Source organism: Stenotrophomonas sp. SPM (genome assembly GCF_003105135.1).
Taxonomy (GTDB): Bacteria; Pseudomonadota; Gammaproteobacteria; order Xanthomonadales; family Xanthomonadaceae; genus Stenotrophomonas.
Map to the genome: position 1 here is coordinate 1 of NZ_QETL01000042.1, position 18,800 is coordinate 18,800.

The following is an 18,800-nucleotide window of genomic DNA, read 5'->3' on the forward strand; positions in this document are numbered from 1 at the left end:
CAACACGCAACAGGACAGAGCCGACCAACCCGCCGTTGCTGTTGCCGTTGATCTTGATGTTGATCTGAAAGCAGTCGCGGCCGCAGGCCGCGCGGAACCTCACAGATGCCGCAGTTCCTGCTTCAGCGTCGCCACGCAGCGCCGGCTCACTTCCAGCGGCTGCTTGCCATGCCGCAGCACCGCCTGCACCTGGCCGCCCACGCCACGCCGCAGCTCCACCAGTTCATGGCGGGCCACCAGGCAGTTGCGGTGGATGCGCACGAAGCGGCTGGCGAACTCCTCCTCCAGCGACTTCAGCGATTCCTCGATGAGGTCTTCGCCGCGCGCGTGGTGCACCACCACGTACTTTTCTTCGGCCTGCAGGTAGTGGATGTCGTCCAGCGGAATCAAGCGCAGGCTGCCGCGCAGGCGGGCGCACAGCATGCTGCGCGCCTGGCCGCCGCTGTGCTCGGGCTGGCCATCGCGGCCGGCCAGGAACGTACGCGCGCGCGCGATGGCCGCGGCCAGACGCTCGGCACGTACCGGCTTCATCAGGTAATCGATGGCGGCCGCCTCGAACGCGGACAGCGCGTGCGCGTCGTAGGCGGTGCAGAACACCACCGCCGGCCGCGGTTCGAAACTGGCCAGGTGGCGCGCGGCTTCCAGGCCATCCAGCCCGGGCATGGCGATATCCAGCAGCACCAGGTCCGGCTGCAGTTCTGCGCACGCGTGCAGGGCCTGCTCGCCGTTGCCGGCCTCGGCCACCACGTCGATGCCCTCCTGCGCCGCCAACAGGCTGCGCAGGCGCTCGCGGGCCAGCGGTTCGTCATCGGCGATGACTACCCTCACGCTCTTTCCCTCACTGGATCGGCACTGTCACTTGGCAGGCATAGTAGCCTTCGCTCCAGCCGGCCGTCATCCGCGCGGCACGACCGAAGCGCCACGCCAGCCGATGCCCGATGCTGTGCTGTGCGTGGCCCGCGCCCCGTGCCAGGGCCAGCCCCGGCGCCTGCGGATCCGGCGCCGGATTGCGAACTGTGATCTGCAGCTCATTGTCCTTGCAGGCCAGCAGCAGCTCGATGGTGCCGCCCTCGGGCAGGCGCGAAATGCCATGCAGCACCGCGTTTTCCACCAGCGGCTGCAGTACGAGGCGCGGCAGTGGCAGGTCCCATGGCAGGGGTTCCTCGCGCTGCCAGTGCACCTGCAGGCGTTCGCCCAGGCGCAGCGATTCAATCGACAGGTAACGCTCGGCCAGCTCGCACTCGGCCTGCAGGGTGGAATCGCCTTCGCCGGCACCCAGCGCGGCGCGGAACAGATCGGACAGGTCCAGCACCGCGCGTTCGGCCACGGCCGGGTCGCGGTGCAGCAGGCTGGCAATCAGGTTCATGCTGTTGAACAGGAAATGCGGGCGGATGCGCGCCTGCAATGCGTCGGCCTGGGCACGCGCGTTGGCCTGCACCTGCGCGGCCCAGCGGTCACTCACATAGAAGTAGCGCAGCGCCAGCGCGGTGATCAGCGCCGTGGTCGCGGCACTGCCGAGCGTGAAGCGCCAGAAGCTGATGCCGCGGGTGAAGTTGTCACCCAGCACCGCGTAGAGGGCGTGAACGACACCGGCGCACGCCACGGCGATCAGCGCCGACAAGGCGATGGCCAGCAGCGCGCCCAGCGCCTCGGGCAGGGTCGACAGTGCCCGCCGCAGCAGGCACAGGCAGGCGCTGACCGCCAGTGAAAGCCACAACGCGAAACCACTGGCGGAGGCCAGCTCGCCCAGCGTCCAGTGGCGGCTGCCATCCGGTGCCAGGGCCAGCACCACCACCACCAGTTCGGCCAGGCCCAGCATCGCCAGCACGCGCGGCAGGCGGCACAGTTCCGGCATCCACGGCGGGCTGGCGCTGGCTGCCATGGCTCAGGCCACGCCCAGCCGTTCCTGCAGCCAGTCGCCCAGTGCCTGGATCTCTTCGGCACAGACCTGGTGCGCCATCGGGTAACGCTGCCACTGCAGCGACAGGCCCAGCGTGCGCAGCACCTGCGCGCTGTGCTCGGCCACCGCCAGCGGAATCACCGGGTCGCCACTGCCGTGGGCCATGAACACCGGCACGTCCACAGCGCCGTCGACGCGGCGGGCCGCTTCGGCATCGGGCAGGTAGGTCGACAGTGCGATCAGGCCGGCCAGCGGCGCGGTGCGTTCCAGTGCGGCACTGAGGATGACCGCGCCGCCCTGCGAGAAACCGGCCAGGAAGATGTGGTCGGCGGCGACGCCGCGCTCGACCTCGCGCGCGATCAGCGCGTCCAGCTGGGCCACCGATTCACGCACCCCGGCCATGTCGGCACGCGAGCGGAAATCCATGCCGACGATGTCGTACCAGCCGCGCATCGGCACGCCGTTGTTGATCGTGATCGGCCGCACCGGTGCATGCGGGAACACGAAGCGCAGCGCCGGCCAGTGCGGGCGCACCAGCTCGGGCACGATCGGCGCGAAATCATGGCCATCGGCCCCCAGGCCATGCAGCCAGATCACCGACCACTGCGGCGAGGCGCCGGTTTCCTGTTCCACCGTTTGCAGCATGATGCGGCTCCTTCAAGTTCGAGCCGCATTATGCCGCCGCCATGGGCCGATCAGTACAGCGGCGGCTGCTCGGCGGCTTCGCGGCGCAGCTCGGCGGCACGCACAAGCACGGGCGGCGGCGTGTTTTCCTCGGGGATGTCCAGCAGGCCCCAGCGGTGCAGGAAGCCACCGGGCCCACGCGAGGAGGTCAGCGCGACCACCGGAATGGCCAGCACCATGCCGATCACTACCGGTGCCATCCACGCCGCCAACGAGGGCGATACCGCCCAGGCCAGCATGCCCATGAAGGCACCAAACAGACCCAGCCCACCATAGCTCCGGATCAGCGCCATCCAGGAAATGCCGCCGTCGTCGCGCTGCTGTGCGTCCCAGCCCGAATCGCGGCCGGACAGCACTTCGGCCACGCCGCGCGACTGCACGTACATCACCACAGGCGCCATCAGCGCCGCCAGCACGGTTTCCACCAGCATCGACACGAACGCGCGGAAGGCGCCACCGCAGCCACGGCGGTCCACCGGGTCCAGCAGCATGGCCAGGTAGCCCAGCACCTTGGGCAGCAGCAGCACGGCCATGGTCGCGCCGAACAGGCGCACCACCTGCTCCTCGTCCTGCGCACGCCAGTAGAGGCTGGGCGACAGGTGCAGCAGTGCGTTGAAATCGATGCCTTCCTGGAACAGCGGGATGGCGATGCCGATCAGCATCAACATGCCCCACATCGGCGCGGTGAAGTAATGGCCGATGCCGATCAGCATGTGCACGCGGCTGATCCAGTGCAGGCCGCGGCTGCCCACTACCTTGCCGTGCTGCAGGTTGCCCTGGCACCAGCGGCGATCGCGCACCAGCATGTCGGTCAGGGTCGGCGGGCCTTCCTCGTAGCTGCCGCCCAGGTAAGGCACCATGTGCGCGGCCCAGCCGCCCCGGCGCATCAGCGCGGCTTCGACGAAATCGTGGCTGAGCACATGGCCGCCGAACGGCTTGCGGCCGGGCAGTGCCGGCAGGCCGGCCTGGTCGGCGAAGGCGCGGGTACGGATGATCGCGTTGTGGCCCCAATAGTTGCTCTCGGCGCCGTGCCACCAGGCCACGCCGCGGGCGATGACCGGCCCGTACACGCGGCCACCGAACTGCTGCATGCGGGCAAACAGGGTGCGCCCGCCGATCACCGACGGCAGGGTCTGGATCAGGCCGACGTCGGCATTGTGTTCCATGCCGGCGACCAGGCGCACGATGCTGTCACCGGTCATCAGGCTGTCGGCGTCCAGGATCAGCATCTGCGGGTAGGCGCCGCCGAAACGGCGCACCCAGTCGGCGATGTTGCCGGCCTTGCGCGCACCGTTGTCGCTGCGGCGGCGGTAGAACAGGCGCACTCGGCCATCGGGCACGAGGTCGCGCAGCTCGTTGAAGACAAGCTCCTCGGCGCGGGCGATGTCTTCGCGGCGGGTGTCGCTGAGCACGAAGAAATCGAAGCGTTCCAGCTGCCCGGTGGCGGCCACCGATTCGTAGATCGCGCGCAGGCCGGCCAGCAGCCGTCGCGGGTCCTCGTTGTAGGTGGGCATCAGCAGCGCGGTGCGGCTGTGCACGATCGGCAACGGCTTGTCCGGGTCGATGCCCAGGCGGTAGCCGCGGTCGAACACGGCGGTGAGGAAACCGGCCACGGCACTGGCGAAGGACAGCGCGATCCAGGCGAACAGGCCGACGAACAGCACCAGCAGGCAGGCCTCGAGCACGCTGATGCCGTTGGTGGACAGCACCCGCCACATCATCCGCGTGGCCACGGCGGTCATCGCCGCAGTACCACCGAAGAGGTACAGGCGGCGCAGCTTGATCATGCGCGGCGAGGTGCGGTGACGAGGAACCTTGAGCTTGCCTTCGCGCAGGGTCTGCTCGGGCATCTGCAGGGGCGCTTCGGGCGGCAACAGCGCCCAGCCGGCATCCAGCTCGGGGTTGCCCGGGCCAGCGTGGGAGGTGGTTTGAGCTTCCATCGCGTCTACTCCGCCCAGGCAGCGTGGCTGGCCATCCTGGCCAGGCGGCGTGCACCAGGGTTCCCCGCGCGCATTCCCGGCGCCCGCACTTGTCCTGCCTGCGACGGCGTCACGCCGCGCAGTAGATGTCTGTCACTACCGGAACCCACACGATCTCCAACGCGGCGGAATCGAAAATGCGGCCCAGCATAAGAGGGAAAACGTAAGCCGGACGCGAAGGGTCAGCGCGCGCATTCTCCCCATTCAGCAAAGTGCAGGGGATGGCCGGCTCAGGCATGCCGCCCTCCCGCACGGGTGGCTGAAACTGGATCGTACAAAATGAGAATTAATCTCAAATACGGGATCCTGCGTTCCGTCAGTCGCCCGCGCAAAGGCGTGCCAACCAAGGTCGGCACCTGTCACCTCAAGATCGCCCGTCAGGTCAGGGGCTCAGGCGCTGCGGCATCGCGGTTCGCCGCCGCGCGCGCGCGGTCGATCGCCAGCGCCAGTTGCTGGCGGGCGAGCAGTTGTTGCGCCTGCACCACTTCGGGTGTCGGCAGAAGCACCGGTCCGGGTGCGTTTTCCGGTGTAACGGGTGTGGTCATGCAACCTCCGAGGACATCCCGCCAACGCGCCAGGCAAAGGCCCAGCGGCAGCGGACTGCGCACCCTATCCTAAAAACAAGGCGGATGGGTGACGGTGCCGGGCCGGGATGCAAGCGTCCAACTGGTTCACCGTCACATTTTTGACGGACCAAGCTGGTTGGCTGAATGCGCCCCTTTTATCATGAAAACGTTTTCTCACAGGGACGTCTCCCATTCATGAACGCAGTCGACCTTTCGCAGTACAGCCCCAAGTGGCAGTTCCGCTTCAACTTCTTCCAGCAGCACGGCGCGCCCAAGGAGCCGGGCTTCAAGCAGGCCTGGAAGGCGCTCTCCTTCGGTGACCGGCTGAAGATCAACATCAATTTCTTCGCCTTCTTCTTCAACTGGATCTATCTGCTGATCCTGGGCATGTGGCGCAAGGCGCTGGTCGTGGTGGGCATCTACATCGTGCTGATCGCGCTGGCCTTCGTGCTGCCGGACATCGTGGTCCGCGCCCTGTGGTTCGCCACCAGTTTCCTGGTCGCCTCCAGCGCCAATTACAGCTACTTCCAGGAAAAGGTGAAGGGCAGCACCAGCTGGAACCCCTTCGAAGGCATGTTCTAAGCCGCGGCCAACGCCGGGCCCTCGCCCGGCAGGCCGCACTGACGACGCCCGGCTCCGGCCGGGCGTCGTCGTTTGCGACATCAGGCCGCGCGCAGCTTCGCTGCCGCCGGGGCGTCGGCCTGCAGGCGGAAGCGCGATACCGCCACCGCCAGTTGCTCCGCCTGGTCTTCCATCGCCCGTGCGGCCGCCGTGGCTTCTTCCACCAGTGCCGCGTTCTGCTGGGTGGTCTCGTCCATCTGCACCACGGTCTGGTTGACCTGCTCGATGCCCGCCGACTGTTCGCGTGAGGCGGCCGAGATCTCGGCCATGATGTCGTTCACCCGGCCAACCTGGCCGACGATCTCCTGCATCGTGCGGCCGGCACCGTGCACCAGCTGCGCACCGGCGCCGACCTGGGCCACCGAGGCGTCGATCAGGCCCTTGATCTCCTTGGCCGCCCCCGCCGAGCGCTGTGCCAGCGCGCGCACTTCGCTGGCCACCACGGCGAAACCACGCCCCTGCTCGCCGGCACGCGCGGCTTCCACCGCAGCGTTCAGCGCCAGGATATTGGTCTGGAACGCGATGCCATCGATCACCGAGATGATCTCGGCGATGCGCTGCGAGGAGTTCTCGATCTGCTCCATGGTCTGCACCACCTGGCCGACCACCTGCCCGCCTTCGCTGGCCACACCGGCCGCCGATGCCGCCAGGCTGTTGGCCTGCTGCGCATGCTCGGCGTTCTGGCGCACGGTGGAGGTCAGTTCCTCCATCGATGCCGCCGTCTCTTCCAGGTTGGCCGCCTGCTGTTCGGTGCGGCGCGACAGGTCGCTGTTGCCCGAGGCGATCTCGCCGGCCGCCAGGCGGATGCTTGCCGCCGACTGCTGGATCTGACCGACGATCTGGGTCAGCTGCTGCACCGTGCTGTTGGCATCGTCGCGCATCACCGCGAACACGCCGTGGAAATCACCGTGCATGCGTGTGCTGAGGTCACCTGCGGCAATCGCGCGCAGTAGCGTGGAGAGCGCGGCGAGGTTGTGGTCGCTCACCTGCATCATGGTGTTGAGCGTTTCGACCATGCGGCGGAAGTCATGCTCGAAGCGCTCCGCATCGCCGCGCACCGCGAAGTCACCCGCTGCCGCCGCGGCGGCCAGCTGCTGGATCTGTTCGTTGATGGCCCCCAGGTTGGCCTTGGTGGTGGCCATGGCCGCGGTGAAGACGGCCTTCTCGCCCGGCAGGGCCTCCATGTCCACGCTGAGGTCGCCCACTGCGTAGCGCTGCATCACCTCCACCAGCCGCTGGGTGACCGCGTTGCTCGACGCCACCAGCTGGTTGCTGTCGGCCACCATGCGGCCGTACTCGCCCGGGAAGGCACTGGCATCCATGCGGTAGCTGATCTGGCCTTCGTCATGGCGCTGCGCCATGTCCGCCTGCGCCGCCATCACCGCCTGCAGCGTGCCGCGCATGCCCTGCATCGCCTCCAGCAGGCGACCCACTTCATCGTTGCCGCGCGGCGGCAGTGCGGTGTCCAGCTTGCCGGCCGCCACGTCGCTGGCGATGCGCACGGCCTGCGCCAGCGGACGGATGGCCAGGCCACGCAACAGCACGTAGACGCCGGCGCTGAGGGTGAGCGCGGCAATCACGCCGACCAGCAGCGTCAGCCACAGCAGCTGCCGGGCTTCGGCGACGATCACCGCGTGCGGCACGACCACGCCCAGCGCGAAGTGCTGCGGTGCATCGCCAACCTGCATCGGCACGTACAGGCGCACGTTGCCTTCGGCATCGGGCTCGAACGCCTCGAAGGTCCTACCCTCGGCGATCTGCGCCAGCATCTTCTGGGTGGCCGCATCGGTACGCGGCTTGCCGATCTCGGCAGCATTGGCCGCCGCCAGCACTACGCCCTTGGGCGAAAGCAGTTCGACCCGGCCGGCTCCCATCGGGGTCAGCGTGGCCAGGTGCTTCTGCAGTGCCGCCAGCGAGAAATCGACGGTGAACACACCGAGGAAGGTGCCGTTCTCCACGATCGGTGTGCTCAGCGTGCTCATCAGCACCTGCTGGCCGCCGATGGCATAGGAATAGGGCTCGCTGACCTTGGGCAGCTTGTCGCGGCTGGGCCCCATGTACCAGTCACCCGAGCCGTCGGGAAGATCGGTGTAGGCAGTCATCGGCGACTGCTGCGGCTTGCCGTCCTGCCAGGCCCAGTAACTCATGTAGCGGCCGGTGGCATCGTGCGCTTCGCTGTCCACGAAGTCCGCATCCTTGCCGTCGAAGGCATTGGCCTCCCACATGGTGCTCTTGCCCACCCACTCCGGGTGCGCCTGCAGCTGCTCGCCGATGACCGCGGCCAGCGCGGCACGGTCCGGGGCATCGCCGCGGGCACGCTGTGCCAGCACGGTTTCCACCATCGCATCGTTGCTGGCGAAGGCCGTGCCCAGATCGGCAGACACCTTGCGCGCTTCGGCGACGGCTTCACTGCCCATGGTCTGGCGCGAGGCGTTGACCAGGCTGGCACTGGCCTGGCGGTAGATGAGGAAGGCGGTGATGCCGAAGCAGAGCAGCGCGATCGAAGCAGTGCCCAGCATCAGCTTGTGGGCGATGCTGCCCGGGCGACGGGCAGCGGCAGAGCGGGAAGAAGGCATGGACAGGTCCGCAGGCAGTTCAGGACAACCGGCACCACGACGGCACCGCGCAGGTGCGCGATCCCTCGCGCGGCCGCCTGCCAGCTGCGGATCGAAACCCACGGTGGCGAGGCACGCATCGGGTTAGCGGCAGCAGGTGGGCCGGATTGAGGAAAACCACCTGCTCGAACCTGAACGCGCTCAGCCATGGCGTCGGACGAAGAGCAGTCAAGCATGGCTCGACTCTACAGAGGCGGCGCAGTCGAGCATGGCTCGACTCTACAAAAGCGGCAGCATGCGCGGCAGTACCTCGATGCTGCCCACGGCGTACTGCTGCAGCACGCCTTCCGGGCCGAAGCGCGGTTGCCAGCCCAGCGCCTGGCGCAGCCGGCTGCTGTCGTACACGCGGTCGATGCTGAGCGGCAGCGGCCAGCCGCGGCAGTCGAACTCGACCAGCAGCTGCGGTACCCGGCGGGCCAGCACCTGCCGCGGGTTGGCGGCCAGCTCCAGGCAGTCGCTGCGCTGGAATGGACTGGCCGCGCAGGCGATGTAGCGCTGGAACGGCCCGCCCTCATCCACCAGCAGCACCGCGTGGGCACTGGCCACGTCGCGCGCATCGATGCCACGGTGCAGGCGGAACATGGCCATGCGCTCGGGCGACTCGGGGAAGCAGCGCGCCATGCGCAGCACGCGCACCTCGAAGCCTTGCCCCGCCGCCTGCTCGGCCAATGCTTCGGCCTGCAGCTTGGTGCGATGGTAGATGGTGCGTGGCAGCGGTTCGGTCGTTTCGTCGATCCAGCGGCAGCCACCGGCCACCACCGCGTGGCCATACAGCGCCGTGGTGCTTGTCAGCACGAAGCGGCGCGCACCGGCCTGACGGGCCAGCTGCAGCAGCTGCGCGGTCGCGTCCACGTTGATCTGCTCGAACACCGCATCAGGCACCAGGCCGACGTGCGGCGCGTGCAGGGCCGCAGTGTGGATCACCGCATCCACACCCCGCACGGCACGCTCCAGCGCATGGCGGTCGGTGACATCGGCAATGATGCGGGTGGTGTTGAAGGGCATGCGGTCCAACCCCACCACGTCGTGCTCTGCGGCCAGCGCACCGAAGATCGCGCGCCCGATCCGCCCGGAACTTCCGGTCAACAGGATCTTCATTGAATCCATTCGCTCGACAGCGCCCGGGAGCTACCGGGATCCCTCGATTCTAGGCTCGTGCACGGGCGCGGGAAAAGCCTGTTCACCTGCGTGACGCGATAGCGAAGCGTCAAGCGCGTGCATGGCCAGCGTGAAAGCGGCGCCGCGAACATGCACCTGCCATTACCGTGGGCTGTGCAGCATGGGACCGGTCGTCGAAGCTGGCGGCGTCCCTTCCGCACAGGAGACACAGCATGGCCAACGCACCCCACGGCACACAGAATCGCGGCTTCGCCTCGATGGATGAAGAAAAGCAGCGCGCCATCGCCGCCAAGGGCGGCCGCGCGGCCCACGCATCGGGCAACGCGCATGAATTCAATTCTGCCGAAGCACGCGTCGCCGGCCGCAAGGGCGGCGAAGCGATCAGCCGCAACCGCCAGCACATGGCGGCGATCGGCCGCGAGGGCGGGCATGCGCGGCATGCCAATGCGCAGCGCCAGCAGCAGCAACAGATGCAGGACGAACCGCAGGCACCTGCCGCACCGGCGTCGCCCTACCCGCAACAGGGCTGACCCCTCGTCTGGGCCAATCCATCCGGGCCAATAACGACAAGGCCCCGCCAATGGCGGGGCCTTGCACTGCAGCGATCACTCAGCCGAAGCTGGCATCAGGCCGCCTTCATAGCATGCTTGCGGTCGCGCATCACGCGGTGGCAGTCCTGCACTTCCGGCAGCCACGCGGTCACTTCCTGGCGCACGGCCGGCGGCAGCTCGTTGTCGTTGAGCACGTCCTTGAACGCGGCCAGCAGGCGGTCTTCGGATTCTTCCAGCTCGGCCACGTAGCCGTAGTTGGTATCGCCGAAGGCGGCGCGCACCTTGCCGTAGAACTGCTGCATAGAGCCGACCATGGTGCCGTGCTCAGCCGGCTTGCCGCCGGTGGCCACGACGGCGCTGCTCAGCGAAGACACGATGCGCGCCTTGACGCCGGCGATGCGCACGAACAGCGCGGACAGCTCGGTGTCCTTCACCTTGGTGGCGGCTTCTTCGTAGAACGACTTGCCGTCGCGGGCGATCTCGATCAGGTCGTTGAGGCGATGTTCGATGGTGGACTGGGTGCTCATGGTGGTTCTCCTTGATCGGGTCTGCGGGATGAGGGCAGCGGTGTGTCCGTTGGGTGTGTCCGTTGCCTGCGGGACCAGAATGGAGAAGTGCATGTGCGGCGCGGGTGAGCACTGTTTTATGCAGGAATCACTGTCTCGAACGGCAACTGACTGTTCACGCCCTCTTGCATGTGATTCACGCGGAGAGAACGGTTCCGCACGTGCTCATCAGTCCGGCAGTGCGCCATGCGCTGATGCGAATTTCGACAGCGAAGATGACTCGACGGGCAGATCGTTTGCCAGGCACCATTCCGCAATATCGCCCCCCCACTGTCGCCCGGACAACGCCGACGCCACCCACTCTGGCGAGCCACACGTGGCGCTCAATATCCTTATCCCACTCGGCAAACGTATCGTGCCAGTCACGCTCAGCCAGGAGCGCCTTGAAGTCGGCGTACTCTTCCTCCCGGAACCATGCAAACGCAAGATACGGTGCGTCATCCTCGCGGGGAGGAGGAAGTGGCACGAGGGCAGGACGACGGTGTTTCATGGTTCCATGACCTCAGTGGAGCGTTTCTGCAGCATCCGATAGCAGCACCGGTTCCGGTCAAGCGTCAGACAATGGAAGGGAGCTGTCGATTCCCGCCCCCGTCATTCGTCGGAACAGGAAAGGCAGGCCCGTCGCCTGCAGGAGCACCACCATGCACCCGATCCTCACCGCCTTCGCCACCTCCCCTGACCGCGGCCAAGGCCTGGCCCGTGATATGCGCGTGCGCTGGGCGCTGGAAGAACTGGGCATCGCCTACGAGGTGCAGCTGCTGACGTTCGCCGAGATGAAGGAGCCCGCGCATCGTGCGCGGCACCCGTTCGGGCAGATTCCCACCTGGCAGGACGGCGACCTGCAGCTGTTTGAATCCGGCGCGATCATCCTGCACCTGGCCGAGCAGCATCCGGGCCTGCTGCCTGCGGATGCGGACGGCCGCATGCGCGCGATCGTGTGGATGTTCGCCGCGCTGAACACCGTGGAGCCGCCGATTGTCGAGCGTTCGATGGCCTGGGTGCTGGAACGCGAGCAGCCCTGGTACGCGCAGCGGCTGGTGATGCTGGACGAGCGCGTGCGGCGGCGGCTGCAGGAACTGTCGACGCGGCTGGGCGACGGCCCGTGGCTGGACGGCGCGTTCAGTGCCGGCGACCTGCTGATGGTGTCGGTGCTGCTGCGCTTGAAGAGCAGCGGCATCGTCGATGAGTTCCCCGGGTTGGCTGACTACGTGGCGCGCGCGACAGCGCGGCCGGCCTACCAGCGCGCGTTTGCCGCGCAGCTGGCGGTGTTCCAGAACGCCTGATTCACTGCCGATCCGCCGGCCTCAGCGCAGCGGATCGGCTGCCACGCCCTCATGGGTGATCTTCACCGGCAGGATGTGGCCCTGCGCATCGAACTCCATGCGCTCGATGGCGGTCTCGCGGTGGTCGCGGGCGGTGTCACCGTGCGGGCGACGGTGGTAGACGATGTACCAGCGGTCGGTACCCGGCACCTGGATGACCGAGTTGTGGCCGGCACTGGTGGCGATGGTCTCATCCTGCTGCAGCACCGTGCCGACGCGCTTGAACGGGCCGGTGGGTGCATCGGCAATGGCATAGGCCACCGTGTAATCCGGGCCACCCCAGCCGCCTTCGGACCACATGAAGTAATAGTGCCCACCGCGCTTGAACATCAGAGGGCCCTCCACATACTCCGGCGCCGGCGTGATTTCCTTGAACAGCGAACCATCGGCCAGCGGCAGCACGCCGGTGAAATCATCCTTCAGGCGCACGATGTTTGCGTGCTTCCAGCCGCCGTAGATCATGTACCAGGCGCCATCGTCGTCCTTGAACACGAACTGGTCGATGGGCTGCGCGCCATTGTGGAAAGCGCCGACCAGCGGCTTGCCGAGCAGATCCTTGTACGGCCCTTGCGGACGGTCGGCCACGGCCACGCCGATGCCACCCAGCTCGCTATCGGTCTTGATGTCGTTGGCGGCGAAGAAGAAGTAGTACTTGCCCTTGTTTTCCACCACGGACGGCGCCCACATCGCGCGCTTGGCCCAGGGCACATTCCTGGCGTTCAGGACGTCGGCATGCTTGGTCCAATGCACCAGATCCGGCGACGAGAACGCGTCGAAAGTGATCTGCGCATCGTAATCCGCTGAAGTCGTCGGGAATATCCAGTAGCGGTTGGCGAATACCGCGGCTTCCGGGTCGGCATACCAACCCTTCAGGATCGGATTACCCGAGGTGGCCGGCGGCGCGGCCTGCGCGCCCGTTGCCAGTGCCGCTGTCATGCAGGCGACCATCATCCACTTGCCCAACGCCATGCCGTGCGCTCCCGTGCTGGATAGATGGGAGCATATTAGATCGATTCAGATGCGGAATGCGAAGGCGGCCCCACCCGATGCGCGGGAGTGGGACGCAGGCCTCAGGCTTTCTTGATGACGGTGCGCTTGCCGATGCTGCTGGTCTTGCCCGCGGTCGGCTTGGCCAGGCCCGGAATCAGGAAATCGGTGACCTTGTGGCCCATGGACACCTTGTGTGCCAGCCAACGCGGCATGCGGCCACGGCCGGTCCAGGTCAGGCGCTTGTATTCCGGATCACGGTATTTGGCGGCGACCTTGCTGGTTTTACGGCGGGCTGGTTTTCGCGCGGGTGCGGCGGTTTCTGCGGCTTCATCGCCGAAGAGTTCTTCGATGGTGTAACCGGCTTCGGCGGCAGCGGCCTTCAGCAGGCGGCGCACGGCGGCGGCCGGGCGGCGGGTGGTGATGAGGGCCTTGCGCTGCTCGGCCGCAGCCACCAGTGCGCCCAGCTCCCGAAGGCTGAGCGATTCGATATCGATAGTCATGCGGGGAAAGGTCTACTGCGGCGGGCCGGGTGTCAAGTTTTCTTTCCTCGTGCAGAGCGCTTCCAGCGAAGCTCCTTCATCTACGCTCATTCCGGCGCTGGCTTCAGTTGCTGACCCGCACAGGATCGCCGGGTTCAAACCTTCTCTTTTGAATAGTTCCATTCTCGGCGGCTCGACGCGATGGCACAATCGAATCTGTCCTATTTCGGCTTCAAGGCAGCGGTACTGCCGCGAAGAAGTAGCTGTTTTTAGGAACGTCTCATTTCAGTGCGTTAACACAGGCCAAGGCTGATGATCTCCGGAACGCTTACTCAAGAGCAGCATCTCCACGCGCTTCGGCTGCACCGGCGGAAGGCGGTAAAGGTGCTCGTATCGGTCCTGCTGGGATGTGCGGTGATCGGCGTTGTCGCGCTCGTCGTAGGCCATCAATTCCCCGGCCTTATCCTCGTTTGCGGCGGCGTTGGCGGCGCGATTGGTGCGCTCGCCCAGTCCAAGTTGGCGCTACCCCGCCAAGTGGCCAAGATCCATCGCCAGCAGGCGAGTCTGCACGCTCGCTACACCTACAGCTGGGACGACGAATGGCTCAGCGTTGCATCCGAGCATGTGCAGGCCAAACGGCAGTGGTCTGACTACACGAAGCTGCGGGAAAATGAGGAAGTGCTGCTTCTCTATCATTCGGACGTGATTTTCGAAGTTTTTCCGAAGGCATGGTTCAACAGCCAGACGCAGATCGACGAGTTCCGAAGATTGGGGTCGAGCGTGGCGGGCTAAGCACGGAAAGGATTCACAGGGCGCGAGCGCTGGCGGAAGGGAGAGAGCTCGCCGTCATCGTAACGCGAAAATTTCTCCATAATCATGTAGGCGAACCATAGCAGGAAGACCATGGCCGACACTGTACGAGTCAATCTGTGCTACCGCCCCTTGCGCATTGGCTGGGCAATTCGATCGAATGACATGGATGGGTTTCGAAGGGCCGTGCGTTATTCCCATATCCTTTGGGGCGGTCGCTTCAATCCGATCTTGATCGTCGACAGGCAGGAAGAAGCTCGACAACAGGTCGAACTGTTTCGTCTGGATGTCGTTTGGCCAATGGATGACAGCCAAGAAGTCCGAGAGTTCGTCGAGCGCTTCCCTCATCTTAAGCCGTCGTTTCATGGCGACTCCATCTTCGTTAAACAGTCGCCGTGGCGAAGCTTCTCGTGGGTGCTCGATATCTTCAACGCCGCCTCGCATTGGCATACCAAGCCAGAATGGGCCAGATTCAAGGAGGTAGGTCTGTGCAGATACGAGTGGCATGACGACGATCCGCTAGCGGACGTCTTTCTGATGCAGCTTGGTAGATACCCGGATGCAGACGAAGTCGGCGCCGACTACGCGGCGATGGTCACGGAACTGCTGAGTCCGAGCACAGTCACATTGCAGCAGGACGAGCCGATACCAGGCGAGGTCACCCAGCGCCTGAGCCTGTCATCGGTGAGCAGGTTTTCTATCGAGCGTCACCACACCGTGCGTCCCGGCTGGGAGACGCCCGGCTTCTTCCTTGGCAGTGCCGGAAATCTTGAGGACCTCATTTGCTTTTGGAACGTCCGCGCCTGCGACATTCCAGTATGGTTTCTCGACACCGCTCACTTGGCTAGGTATGCAGACTTGATACCCCAAGTGGACACCATCATCCAAGAGATGGCGCAGCATAGTATGGGTGCCACGGCGAGCTTGGGCGTTTGGTCACGCAGCGATGTAGCGCAGGTTGACCGACTGTTCGAGAACAAGCGGCTGACCGTGTACAACATTAATGATGAATTCTGGTGCGGAGGCGCGATTGTGCCACCGGTCATGCGCCTTGGCGAAGCCTCTGCCCTGGGTGTCATCGGAAGCAAGCGCGGCGTGCCACGGGTGAACTTCGCACTGAACGATAAGCCGTGCAGCGGGCATCCTCATTACAGGCAACAACATCTCGTTGCCTCGGTATCGTTGATCGGCGCTCTCTTCGGCGATGAACACCACACGTTCGATGTTCCGTACCTTCCGGATTTGAATAACTTCTATGCTCAAACCATGCATTTAGAGCATGACAAACTTCGTGCTGAGCCGGAGCAAGTCGGACTAATCATCGACGCTGCCGACCATGACGCGTTTCTCAACGCGATGCCCGTCGCCCAACTGTTCGAACGCCTATTCGCGTTGGCGGGTTACAACAGCACGCTGAGCAACAGCGGGCGTATTGCCCGACAACTACTAACGCAACTGGGAGGTCTGCAGGGCGCGCGTGTGTTCAAGATTCCGGGAGCTAGGGAGTTATTGAGATCCTTCGGCCCCCGGGCAACGTTCTCCAAAAACGTTGCAATTGATACAATTTCGGGAAAGACAAACAAAGAACTGAGGGGAACATTCGCTGCCCACGTGGACCTTTTCCTCCGGCCACGCCCGATCGGCCAGAAGCTGACACCTCCCCAAGTATTTGAGGCCATGGTGGATGCGGGATTGTTCCGCATCGGTGTCGACTTGGATTGCCCTCAGTGCGGTATGAGGAGCTGGGTCGCGCTCGACGTACTTCAGCAGAACATCAGCTGTGAACTGTGCGGACACGGCTATGACGCGACCGGCCAGATCTTGAACAGCGAGTGGCGTTTCCGGCGGTCAGGAGTGCTGGGTGCTGAGCGCAACGCACAAGGCGCAATCCCTGTAGCGCTAACGCTGCAGCAGTTGGATGCAAACTTGGGCAGCACCTTCCACCCTTGCTTCTACTCTCCCTCGCTCGACCTAAAGTCCCAAGTTGATCTGCAGCATCCGGGCTGCGAGGTCGACTTCGTGTGGGTGGAGATGAGTAAGTACCCAAAGCGCACCTCCATCATCCTCGGCGAATGCAAAGATCGCGGTCGCATCGAGCCTGACGAGTTCCGGCGCGACGTCGAGAACCTTAGAAGCATCGCGGATGCTTTCCCGTCGAATCGACTCCAGACCTACGTGGCGTACATCAAGCTCTCGCCGTTTACGGAAGAGGAGATCGCGATCGCAAGCACCTTGAACGACGAGCATAGACGCCGGGTCATTCTGCTCTCGCCCGATGATCTAGAGCCTTACCGCATGTTCGAACGTGCTGCCCCAACCGACCACGGCATCGGCTTTCGGGCAGATTCATGCGAAGGACTGGCACTGTTCACCCACCAGCTCTACTTCCGCAATGATGCTTAGTGCTACTTCGCCCCCCCCAAACGCCCGGGGGACTTAGTGACGGCATCCTTCTTTGTGGTGGGCCCACCAGGATTCGAACCTGGAACCAAGGGATTATGAGTCCCCTGCTCTAACCGTTGAGCTATAGGCCCTGCGCAGCGCCACAGTGTAGTGGAGCGCGCCCCTGCCCGGCTACTCAGGCATCACTGCCAGTGCCTTGGCCACCTGCTCCAGCCGCACCTCAGCAATCTCCGCAAAGTGCTGCATCTGCCGCAGGTGCGCCTGGAACAGAGCCACCGTCCGCCGGGCCGATTCAAGCCCTGGCTGATTGCCACCATCAAAGCCTTCAACCAGCGCCGAGCCAGAGAGCGTCAGCAAGGCATACGTCGTGCGCCGGGCGAACCCCAGCCGGTCCTCGCGCTCGTCCTGCTGTACGTCCTCCCAGTCCAGCAGCGGCGGGAAGTCGATCTGCAGGGAATCAAGTGTGTCGTGCTCCACATCGTTCATGGCGTAGCTCCAGATACATGACGAACCAAGGCAGCAGGCCGCACGCGATGTGCGTGACCTGCTGCGCGTCTGCATCGGTGCCGGTGATGTCCGGCCCCCCTACGTGATGTGTTGAGCATCTGCCCGGCCAGACTGCGGTCGCTGCAAGGCAAATTCAAACGGCAATTGCGACAGCCAAAGGATCCGCCGGGCATGGCCCGGCGCTACCGGGTGGAATCACCCAAACCGCGCCCCCATCGCCCTCACCCGCTCGGCATTCAACGCCGCCAATTCCCGCAGTCCAACTGACCCCACCCGCGCATCCCCCGCAACGCGCTCCCAGAACTCACTCGCCAGCGGCGCCGCCCAGCGCAGATGCTCCAGCTCGCCGCTCTCACGCGGCGCAACCGCCTCCAACGCCACATCCGCCCGCAACACCCCCAACCGCGACGGCGCCAACGACATCGGCAGCATGTCGTAGGCCGGCGCCAACGGCAGCGCGCCGCGATCAACGAAGTGGAAGCCGATGTTGCCTTGGTGCATGTCGCTGTTGCCGATCAACCGGCCAAACGCATGCAGCCTGGCCATTGCCTGCACGGTATCGGCAGACAGCCAGCCCAGCGCCTGCAGCTGCGCACCCGCGCGCGGCCATTCTGCAGTCGCCTCACCCGTAAACGCGGCCGAAAGCGACAGCAGCGAAACGAAGCCCCGGCGCCCCAGCACATCGGCGCTGCGGTCGAAGCGCGTCACTTCCAGGAAGGTATGCGTGGGTGTCTGCAGCAGTTCGCTGCTGGCGGCGTCCACGCCAGCGGCGCGCAGGGTTTCCAGCGCCAGGTGTTCGCAGACCAGCAGATCGGCCCAGCGCTGCGCGGCCTCACCACCATCGGGCTGGGCGAACTTCACGATCACCGCGCGGCGACCGCCGTCGCCTTCCACGGTGGCGGTGAACTTGGGCTGCTCGCCGCCGGGCGAAGAACCCACGTCTTCGCCCGCCAGCGCGGCACGCGCACGTTGCGGGTACTGCTGCGGCCGGTCACGTGCATCCACGCGGTCAGGTGGGGCATCCAGCGCGGCCAGCGCCGCCTGTACGGCCTCACCGCCCAGCAGCAGATCGCCGGTCTCGGTCCCGCCGCCATGCACCAGCGCCACCAGCACGTCGTCGCGCTGCCAGCGAGTCAGGTCCGAGGGCAGGCCGAGGCCGCGCGCACGGCCATACGCGAAGCTGCGGCCAAGGAAGCCCTGCGGGCGCAGGTCGTCGAGGTACCACGGCAGGTCCGGAAAGAAAGCGGCGATGTCGCCATCGGGGGCGCGCAGCAGGTTGGGCCGCGCACGGCTGGCATCCACGTGGAAGGTGTCGCCACTGAGCGCGATCAGTCGGCCCAGCTCTTCCAGCGTGGCGTCTTCGCGCAGGCGGTACAGCGGCCATTCGCTGCCCACGCGCGAGGGCTGGCGCAGGGCATAGGCGGTGGCGCGGGTCTGTCCCAGCCGTACGACCTGATCGCCACTGGCCGCGACCAGGCGGCTGAGGGTCATGCGGTTCACGCCCAGACGCTCGGCCAGCGCCGCTGCGGGCTGTGGCTGGCCGGGGGGAAGCTGGGCGATCAGATCCTGGGGCTGCAGGAGCGCGCGGCGGGCCATGGCAGGGCCTACGGGACGAATAGTGTTACGTATTTATCACAAAATCACGCTGCCCGCAAGCTGGCGACTGCTCCAAAGATGCTGTTTTGCAA

At 65.6% G+C, this 18,800-nt stretch carries 18 protein-coding genes and 1 tRNA gene; 5 read left to right on the forward strand and 14 right to left on the reverse strand.

What is annotated here, in order from left to right; all coding sequences use genetic code 11:
- Positions 1 to 99 precede the first annotated feature (99 nt).
- The 5 genes from DCO49_RS10790 to DCO49_RS20340 form a co-directional block, all read right to left on the reverse strand.
- On the reverse strand, positions 100 to 828 hold the full coding sequence (locus tag DCO49_RS10790) for a LytTR family DNA-binding domain-containing protein (RefSeq protein ID WP_108758932.1): 729 nt from the start codon (positions 826 to 828) through the stop codon (positions 100 to 102).
- A 10-nt stretch (positions 829 to 838) separates the two neighbouring features.
- A complete protein-coding gene (locus tag DCO49_RS10795; RefSeq protein WP_207776481.1) occupies positions 839 to 1,882 on the reverse strand; it encodes a sensor histidine kinase in 1,044 nt (347 codons plus the stop codon).
- Positions 1,883 to 1,885: 3 nt separating this feature from the next.
- Positions 1,886 to 2,545: an alpha/beta hydrolase gene (locus DCO49_RS10800; RefSeq protein ID WP_116864031.1), complete on the reverse strand. Its 660-nt coding sequence runs from the start codon at positions 2,543 to 2,545 to the stop codon at positions 1,886 to 1,888.
- Between the two features lie 50 nt (positions 2,546 to 2,595).
- Positions 2,596 to 4,524 carry a glucans biosynthesis glucosyltransferase MdoH gene (gene mdoH / locus DCO49_RS10805; protein WP_116864032.1) on the reverse strand — a complete coding sequence of 643 codons (1,929 nt, stop codon included), beginning with the start codon at positions 4,522 to 4,524 and terminating at the stop codon, positions 2,596 to 2,598.
- A gap of 416 nt (positions 4,525 to 4,940) precedes the next feature.
- Entirely contained in the window at positions 4,941 to 5,108 is a 168-nt protein-coding gene (locus DCO49_RS20340; protein WP_165835714.1) for a hypothetical protein, read from the reverse strand.
- A gap of 216 nt (positions 5,109 to 5,324) precedes the next feature.
- Here DCO49_RS20340 and DCO49_RS10815 point away from each other — a divergent pair, with 216 nt between their 5' ends.
- Positions 5,325 to 5,711, forward strand: coding sequence for a DUF2628 domain-containing protein (locus DCO49_RS10815; protein ID WP_116864033.1), 387 nt, complete (start codon positions 5,325 to 5,327; stop codon positions 5,709 to 5,711).
- Between the two features lie 80 nt (positions 5,712 to 5,791).
- Here DCO49_RS10815 and DCO49_RS10820 read toward each other — a convergent pair whose 3' ends face one another.
- Positions 5,792 to 8,326: a methyl-accepting chemotaxis protein gene (locus tag DCO49_RS10820; RefSeq protein ID WP_116864034.1), complete on the reverse strand. Its 2,535-nt coding sequence runs from the start codon at positions 8,324 to 8,326 to the stop codon at positions 5,792 to 5,794.
- A 258-nt stretch (positions 8,327 to 8,584) separates the two neighbouring features.
- Positions 8,585 to 9,463, reverse strand: coding sequence for an NAD(P)-dependent oxidoreductase (locus DCO49_RS10825; protein WP_116864035.1), 879 nt, complete (start codon positions 9,461 to 9,463; stop codon positions 8,585 to 8,587).
- Positions 9,464 to 9,696: 233 nt separating this feature from the next.
- On the opposite strand from DCO49_RS10825, the gene DCO49_RS10830 reads away from it, so the two are divergent.
- Positions 9,697 to 10,014: a KGG domain-containing protein gene (locus DCO49_RS10830; RefSeq protein WP_116864036.1), complete on the forward strand. Its 318-nt coding sequence runs from the start codon at positions 9,697 to 9,699 to the stop codon at positions 10,012 to 10,014.
- Between the two features lie 95 nt (positions 10,015 to 10,109).
- Here DCO49_RS10830 and DCO49_RS10835 read toward each other — a convergent pair whose 3' ends face one another.
- Positions 10,110 to 10,562 (reverse strand): PA2169 family four-helix-bundle protein, encoded by a 453-nt coding sequence (locus DCO49_RS10835; protein WP_108770107.1) that lies wholly within the window; start codon positions 10,560 to 10,562, stop codon positions 10,110 to 10,112.
- Between the two features lie 175 nt (positions 10,563 to 10,737).
- The gene (locus DCO49_RS20170; RefSeq protein ID WP_133249420.1) at positions 10,738 to 11,091 is read right to left on the reverse strand and encodes a hypothetical protein; all 354 of its coding nucleotides are present in this window, start codon (positions 11,089 to 11,091) and stop codon (positions 10,738 to 10,740) included.
- Positions 11,092 to 11,242: 151 nt separating this feature from the next.
- On the opposite strand from DCO49_RS20170, the gene DCO49_RS10840 reads away from it, so the two are divergent.
- Entirely contained in the window at positions 11,243 to 11,884 is a 642-nt protein-coding gene (locus DCO49_RS10840; protein WP_116864037.1) for a glutathione S-transferase family protein, read from the forward strand.
- 21 nt (positions 11,885 to 11,905) lie between these two features.
- On the opposite strand, the gene DCO49_RS10845 is transcribed toward DCO49_RS10840, so the two are convergent.
- Both DCO49_RS10845 and DCO49_RS10850 read right to left on the reverse strand, forming a co-directional pair.
- Positions 11,906 to 12,892 (reverse strand): glycoside hydrolase family 43 protein, encoded by a 987-nt coding sequence (locus DCO49_RS10845; protein WP_116864038.1) that lies wholly within the window; start codon positions 12,890 to 12,892, stop codon positions 11,906 to 11,908.
- Positions 12,893 to 12,993: 101 nt separating this feature from the next.
- Positions 12,994 to 13,413 carry an H-NS histone family protein gene (locus DCO49_RS10850; RefSeq protein WP_116864039.1) on the reverse strand — a complete coding sequence of 140 codons (420 nt, stop codon included), beginning with the start codon at positions 13,411 to 13,413 and terminating at the stop codon, positions 12,994 to 12,996.
- 291 nt (positions 13,414 to 13,704) lie between these two features.
- On the opposite strand from DCO49_RS10850, the gene DCO49_RS10855 reads away from it, so the two are divergent.
- Both DCO49_RS10855 and DCO49_RS10860 read left to right on the forward strand, forming a co-directional pair.
- Positions 13,705 to 14,184: a YcxB family protein gene (locus DCO49_RS10855; RefSeq protein ID WP_116864040.1), complete on the forward strand. Its 480-nt coding sequence runs from the start codon at positions 13,705 to 13,707 to the stop codon at positions 14,182 to 14,184.
- A gap of 111 nt (positions 14,185 to 14,295) precedes the next feature.
- Positions 14,296 to 16,605 carry a hypothetical protein gene (locus DCO49_RS10860; protein WP_116864041.1) on the forward strand — a complete coding sequence of 770 codons (2,310 nt, stop codon included), beginning with the start codon at positions 14,296 to 14,298 and terminating at the stop codon, positions 16,603 to 16,605.
- A 55-nt stretch (positions 16,606 to 16,660) separates the two neighbouring features.
- On the opposite strand, the gene DCO49_RS10865 is transcribed toward DCO49_RS10860, so the two are convergent.
- From DCO49_RS10865 to yjjJ, 3 genes are all read right to left on the reverse strand, one after another.
- Positions 16,661 to 16,736 (reverse strand) — tRNA-Ile (locus DCO49_RS10865).
- Between the two features lie 40 nt (positions 16,737 to 16,776).
- Positions 16,777 to 17,091, reverse strand: a complete 315-nt coding sequence (locus DCO49_RS10870; protein ID WP_116864042.1) for a hypothetical protein — start codon at positions 17,089 to 17,091, stop codon at positions 16,777 to 16,779.
- A gap of 216 nt (positions 17,092 to 17,307) precedes the next feature.
- Positions 17,308 to 18,708, reverse strand: coding sequence for a type II toxin-antitoxin system HipA family toxin YjjJ (gene yjjJ, locus DCO49_RS10875; RefSeq protein WP_116864043.1), 1,401 nt, complete (start codon positions 18,706 to 18,708; stop codon positions 17,308 to 17,310).
- Positions 18,709 to 18,800: the final 92 nt, after the last annotated feature.

Bases quoted from the DNA above. Each gene is read 5' to 3' on its own strand.
- DCO49_RS10860 (WP_116864041.1), top strand. From the start codon at position 14,296: ATGGCCGACACTGTACGAGTCAATCTGTGCTACCGCCCCTTGCGCATT.
- DCO49_RS10795 (WP_207776481.1), bottom strand. From the start codon at position 1,882: ATGGCAGCCAGCGCCAGCCCGCCGTGGATGCCGGAACTGTGCCGCCTG.
- DCO49_RS20340 (WP_165835714.1), bottom strand. From the start codon at position 5,108: ATGACCACACCCGTTACACCGGAAAACGCACCCGGACCGGTGCTTCTG.
- DCO49_RS10815 (WP_116864033.1), top strand. From the start codon at position 5,325: ATGAACGCAGTCGACCTTTCGCAGTACAGCCCCAAGTGGCAGTTCCGC.
- DCO49_RS10800 (WP_116864031.1), bottom strand. From the start codon at position 2,545: ATGCTGCAAACGGTGGAACAGGAAACCGGCGCCTCGCCGCAGTGGTCG.
- DCO49_RS10840 (WP_116864037.1), top strand. From the start codon at position 11,243: ATGCACCCGATCCTCACCGCCTTCGCCACCTCCCCTGACCGCGGCCAA.
- yjjJ (WP_116864043.1), bottom strand. From the start codon at position 18,708: ATGGCCCGCCGCGCGCTCCTGCAGCCCCAGGATCTGATCGCCCAGCTT.
- DCO49_RS10835 (WP_108770107.1), bottom strand. From the start codon at position 10,562: ATGAGCACCCAGTCCACCATCGAACATCGCCTCAACGACCTGATCGAG.
- DCO49_RS10855 (WP_116864040.1), top strand. From the start codon at position 13,705: ATGATCTCCGGAACGCTTACTCAAGAGCAGCATCTCCACGCGCTTCGG.
- DCO49_RS10825 (WP_116864035.1), bottom strand. From the start codon at position 9,463: ATGAAGATCCTGTTGACCGGAAGTTCCGGGCGGATCGGGCGCGCGATC.
- DCO49_RS10845 (WP_116864038.1), bottom strand. From the start codon at position 12,892: ATGGCGTTGGGCAAGTGGATGATGGTCGCCTGCATGACAGCGGCACTG.
- DCO49_RS10850 (WP_116864039.1), bottom strand. From the start codon at position 13,413: ATGACTATCGATATCGAATCGCTCAGCCTTCGGGAGCTGGGCGCACTG.
- DCO49_RS20170 (WP_133249420.1), bottom strand. From the start codon at position 11,091: ATGAAACACCGTCGTCCTGCCCTCGTGCCACTTCCTCCTCCCCGCGAG.
- DCO49_RS10820 (WP_116864034.1), bottom strand. From the start codon at position 8,326: ATGCCTTCTTCCCGCTCTGCCGCTGCCCGTCGCCCGGGCAGCATCGCC.
- DCO49_RS10830 (WP_116864036.1), top strand. From the start codon at position 9,697: ATGGCCAACGCACCCCACGGCACACAGAATCGCGGCTTCGCCTCGATG.
- DCO49_RS10870 (WP_116864042.1), bottom strand. From the start codon at position 17,091: ATGAACGATGTGGAGCACGACACACTTGATTCCCTGCAGATCGACTTC.
- mdoH (WP_116864032.1), bottom strand. From the start codon at position 4,524: ATGGAAGCTCAAACCACCTCCCACGCTGGCCCGGGCAACCCCGAGCTG.